Source organism: Pseudomonas sp. Nvir, from assembly GCF_963778085.1.
Taxonomy (GTDB): Bacteria; Pseudomonadota; Gammaproteobacteria; order Pseudomonadales; family Pseudomonadaceae; genus Aquipseudomonas; species Aquipseudomonas juntendi.
This window is the reverse complement of sequence record NZ_OY970405.1, coordinates 4,857,354-4,878,689: the sequence shown is the minus strand read 5'-3', so window position 1 is coordinate 4,878,689 and position 21,336 is coordinate 4,857,354. Positions and strand designations below refer to the sequence as shown.

Genomic DNA, 21,336 nt, shown 5'->3' with positions numbered 1-21,336 from the left:
TCACAAGCTCCTCATCATGCGCCACAACACCAGGCAGCCGAGTACCTGCAAGGCGAAGGCCAGCAACAGCATCAGTTGGCCGCTGCTGTCACGCCACATGGCCAGCAGGTAGTGGGGGTTGGCCAGCAGGAAGTAACCGACCATCGCCAGTGGCAACGCCCCGAGAATGATGGCCGTGATGCGCGTTTCGCCGGTCATGGCCTTGAGCTGGCGGGCCCCTTGCTCGCGCTCGCGGATCAGCTTGATGAGGTTCTCCATCAGTTCGCTGGCGTTGCCGCCATGGCGCTGGTTGATGCGCAAGCCCAGGGCGAACAGCCGTAATTCGTCTTGCTGGTGCAACTCGGCCAGTTCGGTCATGGCGTCCTCCAGCGGCACGCCCAGTTGCACATTGCGCCGGACCCTCGCCAGCGTAGTGCGCAGTGGCTCGCGGCTGCTGTCGATAGCGCCCAGTACCGCATCATTGAGCGTGCGCCCGGCCTTGAGGCTGCGCACGCTGTAGTCCAGCAGGCCGGGCAGTTGCTCGACCACGTGCCGCATGTGCCGACGGCTCTGCCAGCTGATGAGCAGGTAGGCAATGGCCGGCAGACCGGTCAGCAGCATCAGCGCAGCGACCCAGCCAAGCGCGACCAGCGCCAACAGCGCCAGCCCCAGCCAGGCCAGCAGCCAGCGCTGGGGGTGCAGCTCGACAGTCGTCAAGCCGGCACGTTGCAGCAGCGGGTCGAGCCAGCTGCGCCGTGCCGTACCATTGCGCACAATGCTGAACGCGCGCCCGAGGCGTTGCAAGATGCGCTCTTCGTGCCGCTTGTACAGGCCGCGGCGCAACAGCAGCAGGGCCAGGCCCAGCAACAGCGGGCACAGCGCCAGCAGCAGCGGGCCGGTCACAGCAGGCCCTCTGCCTTGAGCTTGCTGCCGGCCGGGTGGAGCGCCTCGCGCAGGAAGCTGTCACCGCCCCGGCGGTCCAGGCGGAACAAGGTGTTGGTGACATACACCTCATCGCGCACGCCAACCACCTCCAGCACTTCGCTGACGCAGCGTCGGCCATCGGGCAGGCGGGTCAGCTGGATCACCACGTCCAGCGCTGCACAGACCATTTGCCGCAAGGTCTTTTCGGCAACTTGCCGGCCACTCAGGCCGACCAGTGTCTCCAGGCGCAAGAGTGCGTCCGCTGCGCTGTTGGCGTGAACGGTACTCATCGAGCCATCATGGCCCGTGTTCATCGCGGTCAGCACATCGAGCACTTCGCTGCCGCGGATTTCGCCGAGGATAATGCGGTCCGGGCGCATGCGCAGGGCGTTGCGGATCAGCTCGCTGGCCTTGATCTCGCCGTGCCCTTCGGCATTAGGCGGGCGGGTTTCCAGGCGCACCACGTGGGGGTGGTGCAGTTGCAGTTCGGCAACGTCTTCGATGGTGACCAGGCGCTCGCGAGGGGCGATCATCTGGCTGAGGATGTTCAGCAGGGTGGTCTTGCCGGTGCCGGTGCCGCCGCTGACCAGAATGTTGCAGCGCTTGCCCACGGCGCGTTCGAAAAAGTCGAAGATAGGCTGGTCGATAGCGCGGGTGGCCAGCAGGTCGGCACTCTTGAGCATGTCCTGGCGGAATTTGCGGATCGACAGGCACGGGCCGTCCAGCGCCACGGGCGGAATGATCGCATTGACCCGGCTGCCGTCGGGCATGCGGGCGTCGACCATGGGCGAGGACTCGTCCAGGCGTCGCCCGAGCGGGGCGAGGATGCGTTGCATCACCCGCTCTACATGGTGGGCGTCGATGAACCGCAGGTCGGTCTGCTGCAACAGGCCGGCCCGCTCGACGAACACCCGATGGGGGCCATTGACCAGAATTTCGGTGACGCTGGGGTCACGCAGCAATACTTCCAGCGGGCCGAAGCCGGTCAACTCGTCCACCAGCTCTTCGGCCAGCCGCTCCATTTCATACCGCGACAGCGCCAGGCGCAGGCGCGCAACGTAGTCACCAACCTGCTCCAGCACGAACTGGGTCAGCGCCGGCCGTGCGCCCTCCAGCAGGTTGCGGCCGCTGTCCTCGATGGCATCGATGGCAAAGCGGTGCAGTGCGCGCTTGAGCGCGTAGTGGTCGCCCGCGGCCGGTTGCGGGCCACCAAACGGTTGATCGTTGTTCATTTGCTGCCCCAAAGCCGGCGCAGCCAGGTGACGGCCGGCGGTGCGAGGTTTTCCGAGCGCCGGGCCAGGCGTTCGCCCAGGCTGCGCAAGGCTTGTGTAAGCTGCTCACGGGGGGCCAGTTCGAACAGGCTCAGGCCCTGGTTTTTCACGTTCAGGCGCACTTCAGGGCTATAGGGCAGGGCCCTGAGCAAAGGCAGCGCGTAGCGTTTGGCCAGGGTGTCGGCGTCGGGGGCCACGTTGCTCAGGTAGCGGTCCACCAACAGGCTGGCGTGTTCCAGCTTGATGCCGTGATCACGCCACAGGTCGAGCACCTCCAGGTTGCGCCGGCACTCGAGAATGTTCTGGTCGGTGTAGATGATCAGTTTGTCGCAGTGGCTGACCAACGTGCGCAGGGCCTCGCTGTCGGCATGCCCGGCGAGGTTGACGATGATGTGCTGGAAGTGCTGGCGCAGGGCGCTGAGCAGCATGTACAACTCGGCTGCGCTGGTGTGTTGCAATGGCTCGTCGGTTTCGGCATAGGTCAGCAGGCGCAGGCCTGTGTTGTCGCGGGTGAATGCGCTGTCGATCAGTGTGGTGTCGAGGCGGCGCAGGTGGCGCAGGGCGTCACCGAAGTAGAACGATGCCTCCAGGCCCAGCAGCGCCAGGCTGTCGCCACGCGGCAGGCCCAGATCCAGCAGCAGGGTTTGCTGGCCGCTCTGCTGTACCACACGGGCAAGGTGGGTAGTGAGCAATGCGCCGTCGGCACCGCTTTGCACCCCGAACAGCACCGTCAGCCCGCCCAGGCTGGGGTTGCTGGCCACCGCCGGCATGCGTTTGCCCAGGCGCCGCACCAGCCCGGCCACTTCGCTGGCGCGCGAGCCATAGGCGACGAAGTCGCGGGCGCCAGCGCGCATGGCATGCAGCACCAGCTGGTTATCCAGGCCATCGCCGAGGGCGACGATCGCCAGCATTGGCTTGGCCTCCAGCACGCCCTCGATCAAGGCGCACTGGTTGATCAGTTGCTCGCGGTCCAGGCCGATGAACATCAGGTTGCTGAAGGTGGCATTGACCAGGGCCAGCAGCTCGTCGAGGCTGCCACCGTTGGCGCCGATCACCTGGCCTTGCGGTGCCAAGGCGCCCTGCAGCCAGTGCAGGTCCTCTTCGGTGCGGGTGATGGCGAGGAAGGTCGGGTTCAGGCTCTCGTTCATTGCGACAGCCCGCCCTTGCCATCGAAGTTGCCGTTCTCCAGGAAGAACAGGCGGCCCCAGCTGGGGTCGTAGTTGCGCAGGTGCTCGCCCGGCAAGGGCGGCAGCTTTGCATTGACCGCCAAGGGTTGCACCAGGTGCGGGGTGACAATCATCAGCAGTTCGGTTTCGTCGCGGCGCATGGTCGAATTGCGGAAGAACGCCCCCAGTATCGGCAGGCTGCCCAGGCCGGGTAGCCGGTCTACCGCTGAACGGGTGTTGTTGCTGACCAGGCCGCTGATGATGAAGCTTTCGCCATCGGCCAGGGCGATGCTGGTGTCGGTGCGCCGTACAGTCAGCCCCGGGACCTGAGTACCGGCGATGGTCACCACGTTGCTGTAGTCCAGCTCGCTGACTTCGGGGGCAACCTTGAGGGTGATCCGGCCTTGGCTGATGACCGTCGGGGTCAGTGCCAGGCGCACGCCGAACTCCTTGTACTCGATCGAGACGTTGTCACTGCCGGCACTGGGCACCGGGATCGGAATTTCGCCACCGGCCAGGAAGCTGGCTGTTTGGCCACTGAGCACGGTCAGGCTCGGGCGCGCCAGGGTGTAGGCGAAACCGCTGTTCTCCAAGGCATTGATCATGGCCAGGAAGCGGCTGCTGCCACCGCCCCAGACGATGTTGAAGACGCTATTGTCGAGTGGAATACCGGGGCGCACATCCGCATATGCGATAGGGTTCTCACCTGTCTGAGCGCCAGGCACATAATCAGGGCGCACTACGGTATTTGGCACCGTACCTGGCGAGCCAATCAGGCTATTGTTCGACCCCTTGAAAAACAGCCGTGCCCCTGCCTCCTTGTATTTGCTGCGGCGCACTTCGACAAACCGGATATCGGCTTGCACCTGGCTGGGCAGTTGCGTGTCCTGCGACGGCAGGAAGCTGTCCTGGGCCATATCGGCGCTGGCCCGCCCGCGGACGAACACCATCGCCTTGTGCGGTGACGGCGTGCAGGCTGTCCACATCATCAGGCTGGTATTACCCTGGCCCACCGCGGTAATCACCACACCGCGCTCACCGCTGGCCTGGACATCGGCCACCTTCGGCTCGCCGACCGCAACCCGCTCGATCGCCACCGGCAAGCGCAGTTCCTGCTGCAGGCCCTGGTCGATCTCGATGATCGCAGGCAGTTGGCCGAACGCTTCGCAGCCTTTGGGTGCCGCCTGCGCCTGGGGCAACAGCGCGGCCAGCAGCCCGGTCCAACATGCTTGTCTGAAGAAGGAACTTCGCATCACTGCATCCTTGCCGATTCAGGGGTTGTTGGCGCTTGCTTCAGCCGTGGCACCACGGATGATGTGCATGGCGGGCGCGGCGTGGCTGGGCGCCGGGCTCGCCACACTGGCCACCGGCGCCTGGGCCAGCTGGCTGAAGCGGTAGAGCGCGCGGTTGGCGGCCTCCACCACCTGCGGTATCGCATCGGCCTCGCTCCAGTAGCGCGCCAGGCGCTGTTCATCGGCACTGCGCACCGCCAGGCGCAAGGTGCCGGCCTGGGCGGCCAGCATCAAGCGGCTGGCCATGGCCTCGGGCACGGCCACTGCCACCGTGCGGGTGCCTGCGCCGTTGCCCAGGCCGCTCTGGTCGCGGCGGGCCTTTTGCTCATCGGCGCTCTGCGCCGGGCGGCCATCGTTGGCCAACCCCGTTTGCTCGCCGACGCTCAGCACACGCAGGGCCGGCAGTACCACCTGGGCCGAGGCTTGCGGGTTGTTGGGCTCTTCGCGCAGGAACAGCAGCACGTCAACGTAGTCACCCGGGCGCAGTTGGCCAGCGGCACCGACCACTTCATCCACGCCCAGTGCCACCGCCCGCTCGTGCGCGCGGATCATCCGTGCCAGCGGCCCGCCGGCCTGAAAGCTGGCTTCTTCCAGCCAGGTGCCTGCCGCCAGGGGCCGGGCGCTGCTGCGGCCGATCACCTGGGCGACCTGTTGATAAGCACCGGCTGGGGCGACCTGCAGGCGCTCAACCAGCACATCGTCTTCAGTGAGTGGGGTATTGGCTGGCACGGACTTGCGCAGCACGACCACAGCCGTGCGCGGCACTTCCACTGGCGCGCTGGGCGCTGGCGCTGTGGCCACGCTCGGCGGTGTAACGGTAGGCGCGGGGGCAATGGGGGCGACCGGCGGGCGGCTGAGCACCACGCCCCAGTAGCCTGCCAACAGCGCCGCCAGCAAGAAAAACGCGGCCAGGAATAGGGTCAAGCGGCTGCTCATCTCGGCCTCCCTGCACGCGTTGGATGATGGCGAAAAGTCACTATTTCGCTATAGCAAGTTAGCGCAGCCATCGCCATTTGCCATGAGCCCGGGGAGTTTTTTTCAGGGTGCCGAGCAGGTCGCGTGAAAACAAAGAGTTAGCGAGTGGCGGGTGGTTAACCTAGGCGGGCTAATACTTTCTAATTAACCCTTTAATACATTTGCAGTTCGCACCGGCTTGGCAATTCTTTGATGGCAGATCGGTGTCATTTTGATACCACCGCCGCCGGCATCCATGCCGCAAGGAGCTGAAGCATGAAACTGTTCATTCTGCACTGCATGAATTTCCTGCATCGCAAGGACGGTGCATCCGGTATCGAATACGCCGTCATCGCAACCATGGTTGCAGTGGTGCTGGCGGCTTTCGTCGGGGATATTTCCACGGCCGTGAACACAACATTCACGACCATCAAAAATGCGCTTTGAGGCCTGAAAGGGAGCCAGCGGCATGCAGAACGCTTGCGCGCGTCAGCAGATCCTCCTGGTGGATGACGAGCAGGACGTTCTGCTGGAATTGGCGGAGCTGCTCGAAAACGAAGGCTTCGCCTGCCTGACCGCCACCTCGGTGAAGGCGGCCTTGCACCAGCTGACCTGTCACCCGGACGTAGCCCTGGTGATCACTGATGTGCGCATGCCGGGCGAAAGTGGCATCGGGTTGATCAAGCGCTTGCGCGAGCATACCGCCCGCCTGCATTTGCCGGTGATCGTCATGTCGGCACAGGCCGACCTGGATGACGTCAGCGAATTGCTGCAATTGCAGGTACTGGACTTCTTCCGCAAGCCGATCTACCAGGCCCGTTTGCTGGAAACCCTGGACAACCTGTTCCCCGTATCACGCTTGCGCGTCGTCAATTGAATTGACCTGGGCAGGAACGAAAACGCCCGGCACTCGGCCGGGCGTTTCGGTGGTTGCGATCAGGCGTCGGGGTCACTCAGTTCCAGGGCGCCGCGTTTGCTGCGCAGCTTGCCGTAGAAGTGCTCCAGCGCGTGGTTCAGCTTGGTGGCGGCACCATCCACTGCCTGGTCCAGCGAAGCGGCAGTGTGGGTCACGGAAATCGGTTGGTGGCCTTTGGGGCGAGCCTCCATCTGGCAGCGTTTGTCATGCGGTCCGGGCTTGGCGCCATTTTCGTCGCGCAGGTGCACCTCGATGCGGGTGAGGTCGTCCTCGTAACGTTCAAGTGAGCTTTCCAGTGTACTGCGGACCCACTGGTCGAGCCGGGCGTTGCCTTCGAAATGGTTGCTGCTGTTGACCTGGATTTGCATGATTCAATCCTTATTCAGCTTGCTCGCATGGAGGCGCGGCCAGGTCCTTGAGACCGTTGGAAATTCTGCGCCTCTTGACTCTAAGGTCAGGCAACCGCCGGATGAATTCAAGCCCTTTCGGAAAATAAATTTCTTGTTGCATATCTGCGCGCACCGGCAGCTTGTCGTTGAAGCTTTGCTTATGAGAATTGAAATCATTAGTATTGCAGCCCCGAACACGCCCGGACCTTCGCCATGACGCGCAAAACCGCCGGCCTTCCGCTCAGCTACCGCCTGGCCGTGGCCTCACGCAGCCTGGCTGCGCTGCTGGGCGGCTATTTGCTGGCGTCTGCGGCCAGCGTCTGCATCGCCCTGGTGGCACCGTTGCCCAAGGTAGACGCCACGCTGATCGGCCTGATGCTGTCGTTCGTTTTCTACCTGCTGGCCTTCATCTGGTGCTTCGCCTGCCGCAGTGCCTGGCGCGCGTGGCTGGGCGTGCTGGCGCCAAGCCTGGTACTGGGCGTGATCAGTGGCATTGCCTACTGGGTGAAAACCTCATGAAAGACGGCTTCCGCCAGGCCATGGCCTGGCTGCATACCTGGACCGGCCTGATCTTCGGCTGGCTGTTGTTCGCCATTTTCCTTACCGGCACGCTGTCGTATTTCAAGGAAGAGATCAGCCAGTGGTCGCAGCCCGAAGTGCGCAGCCATGCACTGGACCCGGCCCATAGCCTGGCCCTGGCACAGCGTTACCTGCAGGACAATGCCGGGCATTCGGGCACCTGGTTCATCCGCTTGCCCAACGCCCGCGAAGCGGGCTTGAGCGTGGGCTATCGCGACCCCAACGGCGGGCCGCGCGGCTTTGTCAGCAAGACCCTCGATACCCAGACCGGGCAACCGGTAGAGGCACGCGACAGCCGCGGCGGCGAGTTCTTCTACCGCTTCCACTTCCAGCTGCAGATGCCGTACCCCTATGGCCGCTGGCTGTCGACCTTCTGCGCCTTCATCATGCTGCTGGGGCTGGTCACCGGCATCATTACCCACAAGAAGCTCTTCAAGGAGTTCTTCACCTTCCGCCCCGGCAAGGGCCAGCGCTCGTGGCTGGATGGGCACAACGCGATCGGTGTGCTGGTGCTGCCGTTCCACCTGATGATCAGCTACAGCAGCCTGGTGCTGTTCATGTACATGGTGATGCCGGCGGGGATCATGGCCAGCTATGGCAACGACACCGGCAAGTACTTCAATGACCTGTTCGGGCGCAACGATGCACCCAAGGCGGCCCAGGTGGCTACGCCGCTGGTCGCGCTGCCCAGCCTGTATGCCAAGGTGCAGGCGCTGCAACCCGAGGCACGCATTGGCAACATCCAGGTGCAGAACCCGGGCGACCGCAATGCCCGTGTCACCTTCACCCAATCGGCGGCCGACCATGTGGCCTACCGGCGTAGCGCCAACTGGACGTTCGATGGCGCCAGCGGCACGCTGCTGAGCCAGGGCAAGCCGGAGAGCGGGGCCATGATGACGTCCTTCAGCTTTGCCGGCCTGCACATGGGCAACTTTGCCGGGCCCTGGCTGCGCTGGCTGTATTTCTGCTTTGGCATTGCCGGTACTGCGGTGATAGGCACAGGCCTGGTGATGTGGCTGGGCAAGCGCCAGCTCAAACATGCCCAGCGCGCGCACATGCCCGGCGAGCTGCGCCTGGTCGAGGTGCTCAATATCGCCAGCATGAGCGGCCTGCTGCTGGCAGTGGCGGGCTTCTTCTGGGCCAACCGGCTGATCCCGGCCGCTGCCGCCGGCCGTGCCGATTGGGAGGTGAATGTCTTCTTCATCGTCTGGGGCCTGTCCCTGGCCCACGCCGTACTGCGCAGTGGGCGCCGGGCCTGGGGCGAGCAGCTGGCGCTGGGCGCATTGGCCTTCGCCTTGCTGCCACTGCTCAATGGGCTGACCACCGACCGTGGCCTGAACCATTCGCTGGCGGCAGGTGACTGGGCCATGGCAGGCCTGGACCTGACCGCGCTGGGTACTGGGCTGTTCCTGGCCTGGCTGGCCGGCAAGATGCTGCGCAGCCCCGCGCCGCTGGCCAAACGCGCGCCGCGGCCGGCAAACAAGCCGCGCGCCGAAGCGGCGCAGGCACGCTGATGCTGGGGAACGCATTGCTCGCCTACGCAGGCTTCGTTGCCTTGTGCCTGGCCATGGAAAAACATTTTACCGGCCTGCTCGGGCGCAAGCCGCACCCCGGCCAACTGCGCCTGTTGCGCGTGGCGGGCTGGTCGTTGCTGGTGTTGTCGCTGGCGTTCAGTGTGCACCTGCGTGGCTGGGCCCATGGCCTGGTGGAGTGGGCGGCGGTGATGATGGCGGCGGTCACCGTGTGGGTCTTCGCCCTGCCGTACCAGCCGCGGCTGTTGCTGGGCCTGGCTGCCGGCAGTGTGCTGCTGGGCCCGGTGCTCGCCCTTTTTGCGGTGTGACAGCATGAGCGAGCAGGGCGATACCCTCGGGCCGGATGCCGACAGCGCAGGCGGGCGTGCGCGTTTTGTCCAGGTGTTCCAGGCCCAGCGTGCACGCATGGAGGCACTGGTCAGCCGGCGCGTGGGCTGCCGCGCCACGGCGTCGGACCTGGTCCAGGAGTTGTTCCTGCGCTTCTGGCGTCGCCCCGAGGTGAAAGTCGAGGCGCTGGATACTTACCTGCTGCGCTGTGCCGGCAACCTGGCCATCGACCACCTGCGCAGTGAGGGCAGCCGCGAACGCATTGCCGAAGCCGCGCTGGCGGTGGACGAGGCGAGCATGGCGCATGCGCCGGAGCAGGCCGTGGAAGTGGACCATGACCTGCAGCGTATCGAGGCTGCCTTGCGCGCCTTGCCCGAGCGCACCCGGCAGATCTTCCTGCTCAACCGCATTCACGGCTGCAAGTACGGCGAGATCGCCAAGGCCATGCAGCTGTCCCAGAGCGCGGTGGAAAAGCATATGATGCGCGCCCTGGAAGCGTGCAAGGCGAGTGTTGCCGAGCCCGCGTCCACCCCGCGCCGGCCTGGGAGAGCCTGCCGATGAGTCCTATACCGCCGATCACCGAGGCGCAGGCGCAGGCCGCTTTGCGTTGGCTCAGTCGCATCAGCGAGCAACCTGCAGTGGCCCAGGGGGCCTCGTTCAAGCGCTGGCTGCTGGCCGAGCCCGGGCACCGCGCCGCGTACGAACAGGCCCAGGCGCTGTGGCGCAACAGTGGTGTGGCGGCGTCGCGGCTGGCTGCCGAAGAGCATGCCAGCCTGCAGCCCTACCTGGCCGCCATGGCTCGCTCGGCTGCCAGGCGCGCCGGCCGCGCGCGCCTGGCGGCAATCGGGCTGGCGGCCTGCCTGGTGCTGGCCATTGGGGTCGCCGGGGGCTGGCACCCAGGCTACTGGCTGCAGGACCTGCAGGCCGACTACAGCAGTGCCGGGCAGATTCGCCAGGTTACCCTGCAGGACAACTCGCAGGTGACCCTGGATGCGGGCAGTGCAATTGCGGTCGATTTTGCCCATGGCGAGCGTCGCGTGCGCCTGCTGCATGGCGCGGCGTTCTTCCAGGTCACGCATACCGGCGAGCCCTTCCTGGTCGAAGCCAACGGCGGTGAAGTGCGGGTACTCGGTACCCAGTTTGAGGTGCGTGAGCAGGGGGGCGGCACGCAGGTCACGGTGCGCAGCGGGCGGGTGGCGGTGAGCCCGGCCGCGGGGGCCGCGGCCAGGGAGCTGACGGCCAACCAGCAGGTGAGCTACGGCGCCGGCCGGGCCGGCGCAACCCTGGCGGTGGACAGCGACAACCGCCTGGCCTGGCGCCAGGGCTGGCTGAATTACTACCAGGTGCCGCTGGCGCAGGTGGTCGAGGACCTGGGGCGCTACTACCCGGGGCGGATCGTCTTGCTGAATGAGGAACTCGGGCAGCGTAAGGTCAGTGGCAGCTTCCCCTTGGCCGAGCCGCTGCTGGCACTGGATTCGCTGGGCAAGGTGATGGGCTTTTCACGGCAGACCGTCCTGGGCCGTTTGACGCTGATCCGCTAGCCCCTGTACCGGCCGCCGTTGGCGCCTGCCGTGGAAGCGGATTTGCCCGCGAACCGGCAGCACCGGGAAAATATTTTCAAAAGCGCATGAGGTAACCGACCGTGGCATCCGTGTAATGAGTGGAAGTGCGATTCATTCGTACTCATATTCCTCTCACAGGTCCGCGTCCATGAAGTTCTCCCCGCGTTGCGTCCCCCTCTGGTTCGGCCTTGCCATGCTCCCGACCGTTGCCGTGGCTCCCCAGGCCAGCGCTGCCGAACAACAGCAGGCCTACGCCTTCGCCCAGCCGGCGCAACCGCTGGCCCAGGCCCTCAGCGCCTTCAGCCGTACCACGGGCCAAAGCGTGGTCTACACCGTAGCCTTGCCCGGGGTGCAGGCGCCGGCGCTGACCGGCACCTACAGTGCCGAACAGGCGCTGCAACTGCTGCTGGCAAGCAGCGGGCTGACCTGGCGGCGCCTGGACGCGCGGACTCTCACCCTGGACGCGCTGGATACTACCGGTGCCCTCAACCTGCAGGCCACCACGGTGACCTCGCTACGGGACGACTACAGCTACCAACCCCCAGCCACGGCGTCGATCATGCGTGGCCAGGGCGCCAACCAGGACATTCCCCAGGCGATCAACGTGGTCCCGGCGCAGGTCATCCGTGACCAGGCGCCGCGCAACCTTGACGATGCCCTGGCCAACGTCAGCGGCATTACCCAGGGCAACAACTTCGGCGGCACCTCCGACACGGTGATGAAGCGCGGCTTCGGCGACAACCGCGACGGCTCGATCATGCGCGATGGCATGCCCATCGTGCAGGGCCGCAGCCTCAATGCCAGCACCGAACGGGTCGAAGTGCTGAAGGGGCCGGCCTCGCTGCTGTACGGTATCCAGGACCCGGGCGGGGTCATCAACGTGGTCAGCAAGCGCCCCCAGCTCGAGCAGTACAACGCCCTGAACCTGCGGGGTTCCACCTACGGCAGCGGCAAGAACGGCAGCGGCGGGGGCTTCGACAGCACCGGCGCGCTGGGCGACAGCAACTTTGCCTACCGCATGATCGTCGACCACGAAGACGAAGATTACTGGCGCAACTTCGGGGTGCATCGTGAATCGCTGGTCGCGCCGTCGCTGGCCTGGCTGGGCGAAGACACCCAGGTCGTGCTGGCCTACGAGCACCGCGAGTTTCTCTCGCCGTTCGATCGGGGCACGGCCTTTGGCAGCAATGGCCACCCGCTGGACATTCCCGCCACCCGGCGCCTGGACGAGCCCTTCAACGACATGGAAGGGCGCTCGGACCTGTACCGTCTGGAGGTCGACCACCAGTTGGCCGATGACTGGAAGCTGCACGTTGGCTACAGCTTCAACCGTGAGACCTACGACGCCAGCCAGGTTCGCGTCACGGGGGTGAACCAAGCCAATGGCACCCTGGCCCGCAGTATCGATGGCACCCACGGTGCCATGAGCCGTGACCAGTTCGCAACCCTGAGCCTGACCGGCACCGTGCAATTGGCCGGCATGCAGCATGACTTGCTGCTGGGCGCCGACCATGAAGACCGCAAGGTCTACCGCGCTGACCTGATCCGGCAAGCCGCGCGGTCCCGCTTCAGCTACGTGAACCCGGTGTACGGGCGGGAAGTGGAAGGCACCACCGTGCGTGCCAGCGACAGTGACCAGACCGACAAGCTGCGCACCGACGCGCTGTTCCTGCAGGACGCGCTGCACCTGGACGATCACTGGATCCTGGTGGCCGGTGCACGCTTCCAGCAGTACGACCAGTACGCCGGCCGTGGTCGCCCGTTCACGGCCAACACCGATACCAACGGCCAGACCTGGGTGCCACATGCCGGTATCGTCTACAAGGTCGATGAGCAACTGTCGTTCTATGGCAGCTACAGCGAATCGTTCAAGCCCAACTCCAGCATCGCGCCGCTCACCGGGGGGGTGGTACTGGACTCGTCGGTGGCGCCGGAAGAGGGCAAGTCGTGGGAGCTGGGCGCCAAGCTCGACATGCCAGGCAGCCTGACCGGTACCTTGGCGCTGTTCGACATCACCAAGCGCAACGTGCTGGTGGCCAATTTCGACACGCGCACCGGCGATACGCTTTACAGCAATGCGGGTGAAGTCAATTCACGCGGGGTCGAGCTGGACCTGACCGGCCAGCTCAGCGAGCGTTGGAGCCTGATCGGCAGCTATGCCTTCACCGATGCCAAGGTCACCAAGGACCCCGACCTCAAGGGCAACCGCCTGCAGAACGTGGCCAAGCACAGCGGCTCGCTGTCGGCGGTGTACGACTACGGCAGCCTGTTCGGCGGCGACCGCCTGCGCTTTGGTGCCGGGGCACGGTATGTGGGTGAGCGCAGCGGCAACGCGACCAACACCTTCGACTTGCCGTCCTACACCGTGGCTGACGCATTTGCGACCTACGAGACCAAGCTCGATGAGCACAAGGTGTTGTTGCAGCTGAACGTGAAGAACCTGTTCGACAAGGTGTACTACAGCTCGGCGGTGAACCAGTACTTTGTGGCGATTGGGGATGCGCGGCAGGTGAGCCTGTCCAGTACCTTTGAGTTTTAGGGAGCAGGGGCCGCTTCGCGGCCCATCGCAGGCAAGCCAGCTCCTACAGGTACTGCATGGAGCCCGGGCCTGATGCAATCCCTGTGGGAGATTCTATGGTTCCTGGCAAGGGTAGCCGGAGCATCTTCAGCGCCTGTGAGATCGAGCGCCGCCCGCGCGGCGCAATCGCGAGCTGCGCTGAACTGGTCAAGTAATTTTGGACACCGGTTAAGGTTCATACCGCTATCTTGAGCTTTTCCTCCATGGCTACCGGCGTTTCATAGCCGTTGTAGCTGTGGAGACGCTTGAGGTTGTAGCGCATCAGATAAGCCTGGATATCTACTCGTGCCTGCGCTTCGGTCTCGTAGCCCCCTGCGGGCATCCACTCTGACTTCAACGCTCCGAAGAACCGCTCCATGGCAGCGTTATCCCAGCATTGGCCTCGATGGCTCATGCTCTGGTTCAAGTTGTACTCATCGAGCGTGGCTCTGAATTTATGGCTGGCGTACTGACAGCCCTGGTCTGAATGAAACATTACACCCGCTGGCCTACCTCGCGACTCAGCTGCCATGCGCAAGGCGTTACAAGCCAAATTGGCATCTGCAATCATCGAGAACGCCCAACCCACTACTCGGCGGGCATAAAGATCAATCACGGCGGCCAGGTACAACCAGCGCCTGCCAACCTGAATGTAAGTCACATCGCCACACCAAACCTCATTGATTGTCGAAACTTTGAAATTACGCTTCAGCTGATTCTCCGCGATCAGTGCTTCCGCGCCCGATGACCGATACCGGTGCGGCCTGCGCTGCTTGCATTTCAGGCCAGCTTCTCGCATCAACGCGCGCACCTTGAATCGCCCGACTTCATGGCCCTCACGCCGCAATTCCTGCACCAGCGTTCGCGAGCCAGAGGCACTTCGTGACGCGTTGAAGTGCTTAACCGCAAGCAGACGCAGAGCATCCCTGGCCGGGTTTTCACGCCCTTGGCGTTTGCGCCACGCGTAGAAGCTGCTGCGCTTGACCCCAAGCACGCGGCAGCAGTCGATAACAGGGTATTGCTCACTCAGCTCGTTGATCAGCGAGAACGATCTTTGGAGTCCCGAAGCAGAAGAGCACTGGCCTTTTTTAGGATTTCGATATCCCGATCTTTTTGCCGAACCAGCGCTTCGAGTTCTTCAATTCGTTGCTGCTCGGGAGTGATCGCTTTGGCTCCAGCTGGAACCTTGCCGGCTCGCTCTTCACGCACCTGCTCAACCCAACGACGCAACGCCGTAGGCCCAAGCCCAAGGGCCGCGCAGACTTCGGGGACTGACTGGCCACCGTCCAGCACCATTTCGGCAGCTTGGACTTTGTATTCTCTTGAGTAAGATTTACGCACTGATTTTGCCTCCAATTGGGCGCCATCATAGCGCCCGATGAAGATGTCCAAAATCATTAGGCCAGTTCACGCTCGCTCCTACGTTTGTTTCGGGCCAGTAACGCCTGTGACAGGCGCGCGCGGCCGCCTTGTTTGTACGGCGCGATATTGAGGCATGCACCAAGGCGTTCGCGCGCGAATCCCACAGGAATAATTGGCCCGAAACAAACGTAGGAGCGAGCGCAGCTCACGATTGCGCCGCGCGGGCGGCGCTCGCTCTAACAGGCGCTGCCATACCTTGTGGCAAACACCTGTCAGCCCTAAGGCGATCCCTGTGGGGCTTGCCTGCGATGGGCTGCAAAGCAGCCCCGATGTCACAGGTTGAAGGCCAGGCGGTACTCGCCCGGTGTGGCGCCAACGGCCTGGCGGAACCGATTGCTGAAATGGCTGGCACTGGCAAACCCTTGTCGCAGTGATGGCCGGGAATGTGCTGGTGTTTCGCAAGCCCAGGGCACGGGTAGCTGAGGGGGTTGTGGAGGCCAGATGAGTCATGGCCCTATCAGCGACCAGCTACCGAAACTGTGGGCGCTGGCTTGCCGACGATAGGGCCGGTACAGGGACAACCGGGGGATCAGCCCTTCCACACCTGCGGGTTCACCAGGTCCCGCGGCCGCTCACCCAGCAGCGCCGCACGCAGGTTGTCCAGCGCCCGGTTGGCCATGGCTTCGCGGGTTTCGGCGGTGGCCGAGCCTATGTGCGGCAAGGTCAGGGCATTGGGCAGCTTGAACAGCGGCGAATCGCTCAGTGGCTCTTTCTCGTAGACATCAAGGCCTGCGCCGCGCAGGGTGCCGTTCTGCAGCGCTTCGATCAGTGCGGCTTCATCGACCACCGGCCCGCGTGCAATGTTGATCAGGAACGCGCTTGGCTTCATCAGCTTCAGCTCGCGGCTGCCGATCAGTTTGCGGGTCGCGTCCGACAGGGGCACCACGATGACCACGAAGTCGGCTTCGGCCAGCAACTGCTCCAGGCTGCGGAACTGCGCGCCCAGCTCCTGTTCCAGCGCGCTCTTGCGGCTGTTGCCGCTGTACAGGATCGGCATGTTGAAGCCGAAGCGGCCACGGCGGGCCACGGCTGCGCCAATGTTGCCCAGGCCGACGATGCCCAAGGTCTTGCCATGCACATCACTGCCGAAGTGCGCCGGGCCCACGGTTGCCTGCCAGTTGCCGGCCTTGGTCCAGGCGGCGAGTTCGGCGGTACGCCGTGCGCAGCCCATGATCAGCGAAAAGCCCAGGTCGGCGGTGCTTTCGGTGAGCACGTCCGGGGTGTTGGTGAGGGCGATGCCGCGTTCGTTGAAGTAGTCCAGGTCATAGTTATCATAACCGACCGACACGCTGGACACCACCTCGAGCTTGGCCGCACCTTCCAGCTGCGCCCGGCCAAGCTTGCGCCCGACCCCGATCAGGCCGTGGGCTTCGGGCAGGGCTTCGTTGAACTGGGCGGCGATGTCGCCCAACTTGGGGTTGGGCTGTATCAGGTTGAAATCTTGCTGCAGGCGCTCGGCCATGGCCGGGGTGATTCGGCTGAAGGCCAGGACGGTCTTTTTCATCGGGCTGCTTCCAAGGGGAAAGCTACAAGCTACAAGTTGCAAGCTACAAGCTACAAGAAAAAGCAGCACGTGAACGGATCTGCTTTTTCTTGCTACTTGCTACTTGCAGCTGCCCTCAGTCGGCGATCAGCACCTGATGGGTTTTCAGGTCGGCCTCATGCGCGGCAAGAATTTCCGGCAGCGAGTTGCGCAGGTATTCGACCCAGGTCTTGATCTTGGCATCCAAATACTGGCGCGACGGGTAGATGGCGTACAGGTTCAGTTCCTGCAGGCGGTACTCGGGCAGCACCCGCACCAGGCTGCCGTCGCGCAGGCCATCGATGGCCGAATAAATCGGCAGCACGCCTACGCCCATGCCGCTGCGGATCGCGGTCTTCATGGCGTCGGCGGTGTTGACCATGAACGGTGAGCTGGTGATGTTGACCATCTCTTGGCCTTCCGGGCCATCGAACAGCCACTTTTCCAGCGGGATCACCGGGCTGACCATGCGCAGGCAGGCGTGCTTGAGCAGGTCGGCAGGTTTGTGCGGCAGGCCATGGCGGGCGATGTAGGCGGGCGACGCGCAGACGATGCTGTAGGTGATGCCCAGGCGCTGCGAAACGAACCCCGAGTCCGGCAGCTCAGTGGCCAGCACGATGGACACGTCATAGCCCTCGTCAAGCAGGTCGGGCACGCGGTTGGCCATGGTCAGGTCGAAGGTCACGTCGGGGTGCGATTCACGGTAGCGGGCAATCGCATCCACCACGAAATGCTGGCCCACCCCAGTCATCGAATGCACCTTCAATTGCCCGGCAGGGCGCGCATGGGCGTCGCTGGCCTCGGCCTCGGCTTCCTCGACGTAGGTCAGAATCTGTTCGCAGCGCATCAGGTAGCGCTTGCCGGCCTCGGTCAGCGCAATGCGGCGGGTGGTACGGTTGAGCAGCCTTGTTTGCAGATGGGCTTCCAGGTTGGAGACCGCCCGCGATACGTTCGCGGTGGTGGTGTCCAGTTGCGCCGCAGCGGCCGTGAAGCTGCCTAATTGCGCTACGCAACTGAAAGCACGCATGTTTTGCAGGGTGTCCATGGGTCACTCTCTAGGTAGAGGACAAAATTGTGTCACGAAGCAACGCAAAAGTTATGAAAACTTACCTTCGACCAAAGGCGGATTATCGCCGTTTTGGTAACAAAGATTCGCAGGAATCTACGCTTATCGCCAGTGCTGCCGCCCCCTAGAATTGCTCGGCCCCTCCACCTCTTCCTCGGGAAATCGCAGCTGTGCCGCGTCGCATCATCAGAACGCTCAGTGCGTTCAGTGCCTGTGCCCTTGCCCTCACCTTGAGCGGCTGTATCGGAACCTGGGGCATCGCCCCGCAAAGCAAGACGCTGCAAGCCAATACCCTGACCACCGACGCGGCCATTCGCGAAGCCGCAAGCGATGCTCACTGGCCCGACCAGCAGTGGTGGCACGCCTATGGCGACCCGCAACTGGACCGCTGGGTTGCCCTGGCAGTGGCCGGCAGCCCGAGCCTGGCCATGGCCGCCGCGCGGGTGCGTGAAGCCAAGGCCATGGCCGGTGTGGTCGAGTCGGCTGAAAAGCTCCAGGCCAACGGCCAGGCCACGCTCAAGCGCCACAACTGGCCTGAAGACCAGTTCTATGGGCCTGGCGCGTTGTCGGGTGCCAACACCTGGGACAACAACGCGGCCATTGGCTTGAGCTACGCGCTGGACTTGTGGGGCCGTGAACGCAACGCCAGTGAACAGGCCGTGGACCAGGCGCACATGAGCGTGGCTGAAGCGCGCCAGGCGCAGCTGGAGCTGCAGAACAACGTGGTGCGTGCCTATATCCAGCTGAGCCTGCACTTTGCCCAGCGCGATATCGTCAAGGCCGAGCTGGCACAGCAAGAACAGATCCTGGCCTTGGCCAAGCGCCGCCTGGCGGCCGGTATCGGCACCCATTTCGAAGTCAGCCAGGCCGAAGCGCCGCTGCCGGAAACCCATCGCCAGCTCGATAGCCTCGACGAAGAAATCGCCCTGGCCCGCAACCAGCTGGCCGCCCTGGCCGGCAAAGGCCCGGGGGAGGGCGCGCAGTTGCAGCGCCCGGCCCTGGCCCTGGCCGCACCACTGAAGCTGCCGTCCAACCTGCCTGCGGCACTGGTCGGCCAGCGCCCGGATGTGGTCGCCAGCCGCTGGCAGGTGGCTGCGCAGGCACGCGGCATCGACGTCGCGCACGCCGGCTTCTTCCCCAACGTCGACCTGGTCGGCAGCCTGGGCTTCATGGCCACGGGCGGCGGGCCGCTGGAATTCCTGACCGGGCGCAAGTTCAACTACAACGTTGGCCCGGCCATCAGCCTGCCGATCTTCGACGGCGGGCGCCTGCGCTCGCAGCTGGGCGTCGCCTCGGCTGGCTATGACGTGGCCGTGGCGCGCTACAACCAGACCGTGGTCGGTGCGCTGAAGAACATTTCCGACCAGTTGATCCGCCGCGAGTCGATGCAGCAGCAGTCGCACTTCGCTGCCGAATCGGTGGCCGCCGCGCAGAAAACCTACGACATCGCCATGGTCGCCTTCCAGCGTGGCCTTACCGATTACCTCAACGTGCTCAATGCGCAGACCTTGCTGTTCCGCCAGCAGCAAGTGCAGCAGCAGGTGCAGGCGGCACGCCTGATCGCCCATGCCGAGCTGGTCACCGCGCTGGGCGGTGGCCTGCAGGCTGGCCAGGACGTACCCCAGGAAGAACGCCAGGCTGCGCCGAACACCCCGGCGACCCTGGCCATTTTCGATACCCGGCCGGACAACGCTGAATGAGCACTTCCAGTTTGCCTGTGCGCTGGCTGCAAAGCCTGGAATGGCGTCGCGGCTTCTTCGCCTGGGCGCGTACCGATGGCGTGACCTGGGTCTACATCTTCAAGGTACTGGCAGCCGCGTTCATTACCCTGTGGCTGGCCATGCGCCTGGAGCTGCCCCAACCGCGCACGGCGATGATCACCGTGTTCATCGTCATGCAGCCGCAAAGCGGCCATGTGTTCGCCAAGAGCTTCTACCGGGTGCTCGGCACCCTGGCCGGCTCGGCGATGATGGTGGCGTTGATTGCCATTTTTCCGCAGAACACCGAGCTGTTCCTGCCCAGCCTGGCGCTGTGGGTTGGGCTGTGCTCGGCCGGTGCCATGCGCTACCGCACCTTCCGCGCCTATGGCTTCGTGCTGGCCGGCTACACCGCGGCCATGATCGGCCTGCCGGTGCTGCAGCACCCCGACCAGGCGTTCATGGCGGCGGTGTGGCGGGTGCTGGAAATTGCCCTGGGCATCCTGGTGTCGACTTTCGTCAGTGCCGCGATCCTGCCGCAGTCGGCCAGCGCCGCCATGCGTAACGCCCTGTACCAGCGCTTTGGTGTGTTCGCCGGGGTGGTGGTCGAGGCCTTGCGCGGTGACAGCCAGCGTGACCGTTTCGAAAGCAGCAACGTGCGCTTCGTGGCCGAGGCGGTGGGCCTGGAAAGCCTGCGTAACGTCACCGCCTTCGAAGACCCGCACATGCGCCGGCGCAGTGGCCGGCTGGTGCGGATGAACAGCGAGTTCATGGCCATCACCACACGCTTCAACGCCCTGCACCGCCTGCTGGAGCGACTGCGTGCACGTGGCCCGCGGCAGATCGTCACCGCCATCGAGCCGGGCCTGAACACCTTGGTGGAGCTGTTGCAACCCTACGTGGGCCGGGCGCTGACCGACGCCGATGCCTTGCGCCTGACCCTGGAGCTGGGCGCCTACAAGGAAGGCCTGCAAACCCAGGTGCGTAGCCTGCGGGCCGACTACCTGGCAACCGGGCCGAGCGCGGCTGACCAGCTCGACTTCCACACGGTGTTCGAGCTGTTGTACCGCTTCATCGACGAAATGTTCAGCTACGCCGAAACCCACGCCTCGCTGGCCGCACACAAGCACGAGCGCGAGCAATGGGACGAGCCCTATGTGGCGCAGACCAGCTGGCTGGTGTCGTTGGCAGCGGGTGTGCGCGCCTCGGCGGTGCTGTTGCTGCTGGGCAGCTACTGGCTGCTCAGCGACTGGCCCAGTGGCGCCATGATGACCCTGATCGCCACGGTGACCGTGGGCTTGTCGGCGGCCTCGCCCAACCCCAAGCGCATGTCGTTCCAGATGGCCTGCGGCACTGCGCTGGGGGCCTTGGTCGGCTTCTTCGAGACCTTCTTCGTGTTCCCCTGGATCGATGGGTTCCCATTGCTGTGCATGGTGCTGGCGCCTGTGTTCGTGCTCGGCGCGTTTCTCTCGTCACGGCCGGCCTACGCGGGCTACGGCATCGGCCTGCTGGTGTTTTTCGCCATCGGCTCGGTACCCAACAACCTGACCGTGTACGACCCCTACAGCTTCATCAATGACTACATCGGCATGATTCTGGGCATGTGCGTGTGTGCCGCCGCCGGGGCGATCATCCTGCCACCCAACAGCCGCTGGTTGTGGAGCCGCCTGGAGCAGGAGCTGCGCGAGCAGGTGTTGTTTGCCATCAGCGGCCGCCTGCGTGGCATCGGCACGGCGTTCGAAAGCCGCACCCGCGACCTGCTGCACCAGGCTTACGGCCTGGCGGCGGGCAAACCGAAGGTTCAGAGCGAGCTGATGGGCTGGATGTTCACCGTGCTGGAGGTCGGCCACGCGGTTATCGAGCTGCGCAAGGAGCAGGCCCGCGCCCCGGTGCACCCGGCGTATGCCGAGTCGCAACCGTGGCGCCAGGCCATCCGCGTGATGGGCCGGGCCCTGGCACGGCTGTTTCTGCAGCCCAGTGCCAGCAACCACGAACGCGCGCTGGTAGCAGTGGACCATGCCATTGCCCGGGTGCAGGCCACTGACGAGCCATTCGCCCGGCACTTCGATACCTCGGTGCTGCGCCGTGCGCAAAGCTACCTGCACTTCATCCGTTCTTCCCTGCTCGACCCACAGTCGCCGCTGGTGCCGGCGAAAGGACTGCCAGATGCTGCGTGAAAGC

At 64.5% G+C, this 21,336-nt stretch carries 20 protein-coding genes and 2 pseudogenes; 11 read left to right on the top strand and 11 right to left on the bottom strand.

The features are described 5' to 3' along the window. Genes AACG97_RS23430 through cpaB form a run of 5 tightly spaced genes read right to left on the bottom strand, consistent with a single transcriptional unit; the run spans nucleotide 1 to nucleotide 5,568 of the window. Nucleotides 1-882 carry a type II secretion system F family protein gene (locus tag AACG97_RS23430; RefSeq protein ID WP_009685015.1) on the bottom strand — a complete coding sequence of 294 codons (882 nt, stop codon included), beginning with the start codon at nucleotides 880-882 and terminating at the stop codon, nucleotides 1-3. Next, nucleotides 879-2,135 (bottom strand): CpaF family protein, encoded by a 1,257-nt coding sequence (locus AACG97_RS23425; protein WP_009685016.1) that lies wholly within the window; start codon nucleotides 2,133-2,135, stop codon nucleotides 879-881. Before AACG97_RS23425 ends, AACG97_RS23430 begins: the two co-directional genes overlap by 4 nt. Beyond that, a complete protein-coding gene (locus AACG97_RS23420; protein ID WP_009685017.1) occupies nucleotides 2,132-3,322 on the bottom strand; it encodes a hypothetical protein in 1,191 nt (396 codons plus the stop codon). Before AACG97_RS23420 ends, AACG97_RS23425 begins: the two co-directional genes overlap by 4 nt. After that, nucleotides 3,319-4,593: a type II and III secretion system protein family protein gene (locus AACG97_RS23415; RefSeq protein WP_047150122.1), complete on the bottom strand. Its 1,275-nt coding sequence runs from the start codon at nucleotides 4,591-4,593 to the stop codon at nucleotides 3,319-3,321. Before AACG97_RS23415 ends, AACG97_RS23420 begins: the two co-directional genes overlap by 4 nt. Before the next feature lie 18 nt (nucleotides 4,594-4,611). After that, complete coding sequence (gene cpaB, locus AACG97_RS23410) at nucleotides 4,612-5,568, bottom strand: Flp pilus assembly protein CpaB (RefSeq protein WP_009685020.1); 957 nt, start codon at nucleotides 5,566-5,568, stop codon at nucleotides 4,612-4,614. 294 nt (nucleotides 5,569-5,862) lie between these two features. Here cpaB and AACG97_RS23405 point away from each other — a divergent pair, with 294 nt between their 5' ends. After that, nucleotides 5,863-6,033 carry a Flp family type IVb pilin gene (locus AACG97_RS23405; protein WP_029885790.1) on the top strand — a complete coding sequence of 57 codons (171 nt, stop codon included), beginning with the start codon at nucleotides 5,863-5,865 and terminating at the stop codon, nucleotides 6,031-6,033. Between the two features lie 22 nt (nucleotides 6,034-6,055). Then, entirely contained in the window at nucleotides 6,056-6,463 is a 408-nt protein-coding gene (locus AACG97_RS23400; protein WP_009685022.1) for a response regulator, read from the top strand. A 59-nt stretch (nucleotides 6,464-6,522) separates the two neighbouring features. Here AACG97_RS23400 and AACG97_RS23395 read toward each other — a convergent pair whose 3' ends face one another. Next, nucleotides 6,523-6,870, bottom strand: coding sequence for an HPF/RaiA family ribosome-associated protein (locus tag AACG97_RS23395; protein ID WP_009685023.1), 348 nt, complete (start codon nucleotides 6,868-6,870; stop codon nucleotides 6,523-6,525). 234 nt (nucleotides 6,871-7,104) lie between these two features. On the opposite strand from AACG97_RS23395, the gene AACG97_RS23390 reads away from it, so the two are divergent. From AACG97_RS23390 to AACG97_RS23365, 6 genes are all read left to right on the top strand, one after another. Then, complete coding sequence (locus AACG97_RS23390) at nucleotides 7,105-7,410, top strand: DUF3649 domain-containing protein (protein ID WP_009685024.1); 306 nt, start codon at nucleotides 7,105-7,107, stop codon at nucleotides 7,408-7,410. Next, nucleotides 7,407-8,984 (top strand): PepSY-associated TM helix domain-containing protein, encoded by a 1,578-nt coding sequence (locus AACG97_RS23385; protein WP_009685025.1) that lies wholly within the window; start codon nucleotides 7,407-7,409, stop codon nucleotides 8,982-8,984. The genes AACG97_RS23390 and AACG97_RS23385 overlap by 4 nt, the downstream gene beginning before the upstream one ends. Then, complete coding sequence (locus AACG97_RS23380) at nucleotides 8,984-9,310, top strand: DUF3325 domain-containing protein (RefSeq protein WP_047150121.1); 327 nt, start codon at nucleotides 8,984-8,986, stop codon at nucleotides 9,308-9,310. The genes AACG97_RS23385 and AACG97_RS23380 overlap by 1 nt, the downstream gene beginning before the upstream one ends. 4 nt (nucleotides 9,311-9,314) lie before the next feature. Continuing rightward, complete coding sequence (locus tag AACG97_RS23375; protein WP_047150120.1) at nucleotides 9,315-9,890, top strand: RNA polymerase sigma factor; 576 nt, start codon at nucleotides 9,315-9,317, stop codon at nucleotides 9,888-9,890. Then, complete coding sequence (locus AACG97_RS23370; RefSeq protein WP_054881995.1) at nucleotides 9,887-10,870, top strand: FecR family protein; 984 nt, start codon at nucleotides 9,887-9,889, stop codon at nucleotides 10,868-10,870. The genes AACG97_RS23375 and AACG97_RS23370 overlap by 4 nt, the downstream gene beginning before the upstream one ends. Nucleotides 10,871-11,039: 169 nt before the next feature. Next, nucleotides 11,040-13,430: a TonB-dependent siderophore receptor gene (locus AACG97_RS23365; RefSeq protein ID WP_054881994.1), complete on the top strand. Its 2,391-nt coding sequence runs from the start codon at nucleotides 11,040-11,042 to the stop codon at nucleotides 13,428-13,430. A 214-nt stretch (nucleotides 13,431-13,644) separates the two neighbouring features. On the opposite strand, the gene AACG97_RS23360 is transcribed toward AACG97_RS23365, so the two are convergent. The 3 genes and pseudogenes from AACG97_RS23360 to AACG97_RS23350 form a co-directional block, all read right to left on the bottom strand. Then, nucleotides 13,645-14,457, bottom strand: coding sequence for an IS3 family transposase (locus AACG97_RS23360; RefSeq protein WP_232555061.1), 813 nt, complete (start codon nucleotides 14,455-14,457; stop codon nucleotides 13,645-13,647). Between the two features lie 29 nt (nucleotides 14,458-14,486). Beyond that, nucleotides 14,487-14,846 (bottom strand): transposase, encoded by a 360-nt coding sequence (locus AACG97_RS23355; RefSeq protein ID WP_009685034.1) that lies wholly within the window; start codon nucleotides 14,844-14,846, stop codon nucleotides 14,487-14,489. 296 nt (nucleotides 14,847-15,142) lie between these two features. Further along, a pseudogene (locus tag AACG97_RS23350) lies at nucleotides 15,143-15,244 on the bottom strand (AraC family transcriptional regulator); the annotation flags it as partial. Between AACG97_RS23350 and AACG97_RS28160 the strand changes: the two are divergent. Further along, nucleotides 15,214-15,315: pseudogene (locus AACG97_RS28160) on the top strand (EamA family transporter); the annotation flags it as partial. The pseudogenes AACG97_RS23350 and AACG97_RS28160 sit on opposite strands and share 31 nt — an antisense overlap. An 84-nt stretch (nucleotides 15,316-15,399) precedes the next feature. Here AACG97_RS28160 and AACG97_RS23345 read toward each other — a convergent pair. Together AACG97_RS23345 and AACG97_RS23340 are read right to left on the bottom strand one after the other, a co-directional pair. Further along, a complete protein-coding gene (locus tag AACG97_RS23345) occupies nucleotides 15,400-16,374 on the bottom strand; it encodes a 2-hydroxyacid dehydrogenase (RefSeq protein ID WP_232555060.1) in 975 nt (324 codons plus the stop codon). Nucleotides 16,375-16,489: 115 nt separating this feature from the next. Continuing rightward, entirely contained in the window at nucleotides 16,490-17,437 is a 948-nt protein-coding gene (locus AACG97_RS23340; protein ID WP_009685037.1) for a LysR family transcriptional regulator, read from the bottom strand. Between the two features lie 191 nt (nucleotides 17,438-17,628). Between AACG97_RS23340 and AACG97_RS23335 the strand changes: the two genes are divergently transcribed. Then, nucleotides 17,629-19,158, top strand: coding sequence for an efflux transporter outer membrane subunit (locus AACG97_RS23335; protein ID WP_009685038.1), 1,530 nt, complete (start codon nucleotides 17,629-17,631; stop codon nucleotides 19,156-19,158). Continuing rightward, nucleotides 19,155-21,332, top strand: a complete 2,178-nt coding sequence (locus AACG97_RS23330) for an FUSC family protein (RefSeq protein ID WP_009685039.1) — start codon at nucleotides 19,155-19,157, stop codon at nucleotides 21,330-21,332. Before AACG97_RS23335 ends, AACG97_RS23330 begins: the two co-directional genes overlap by 4 nt. Nucleotides 21,333-21,336 lie beyond the last annotated feature (4 nt).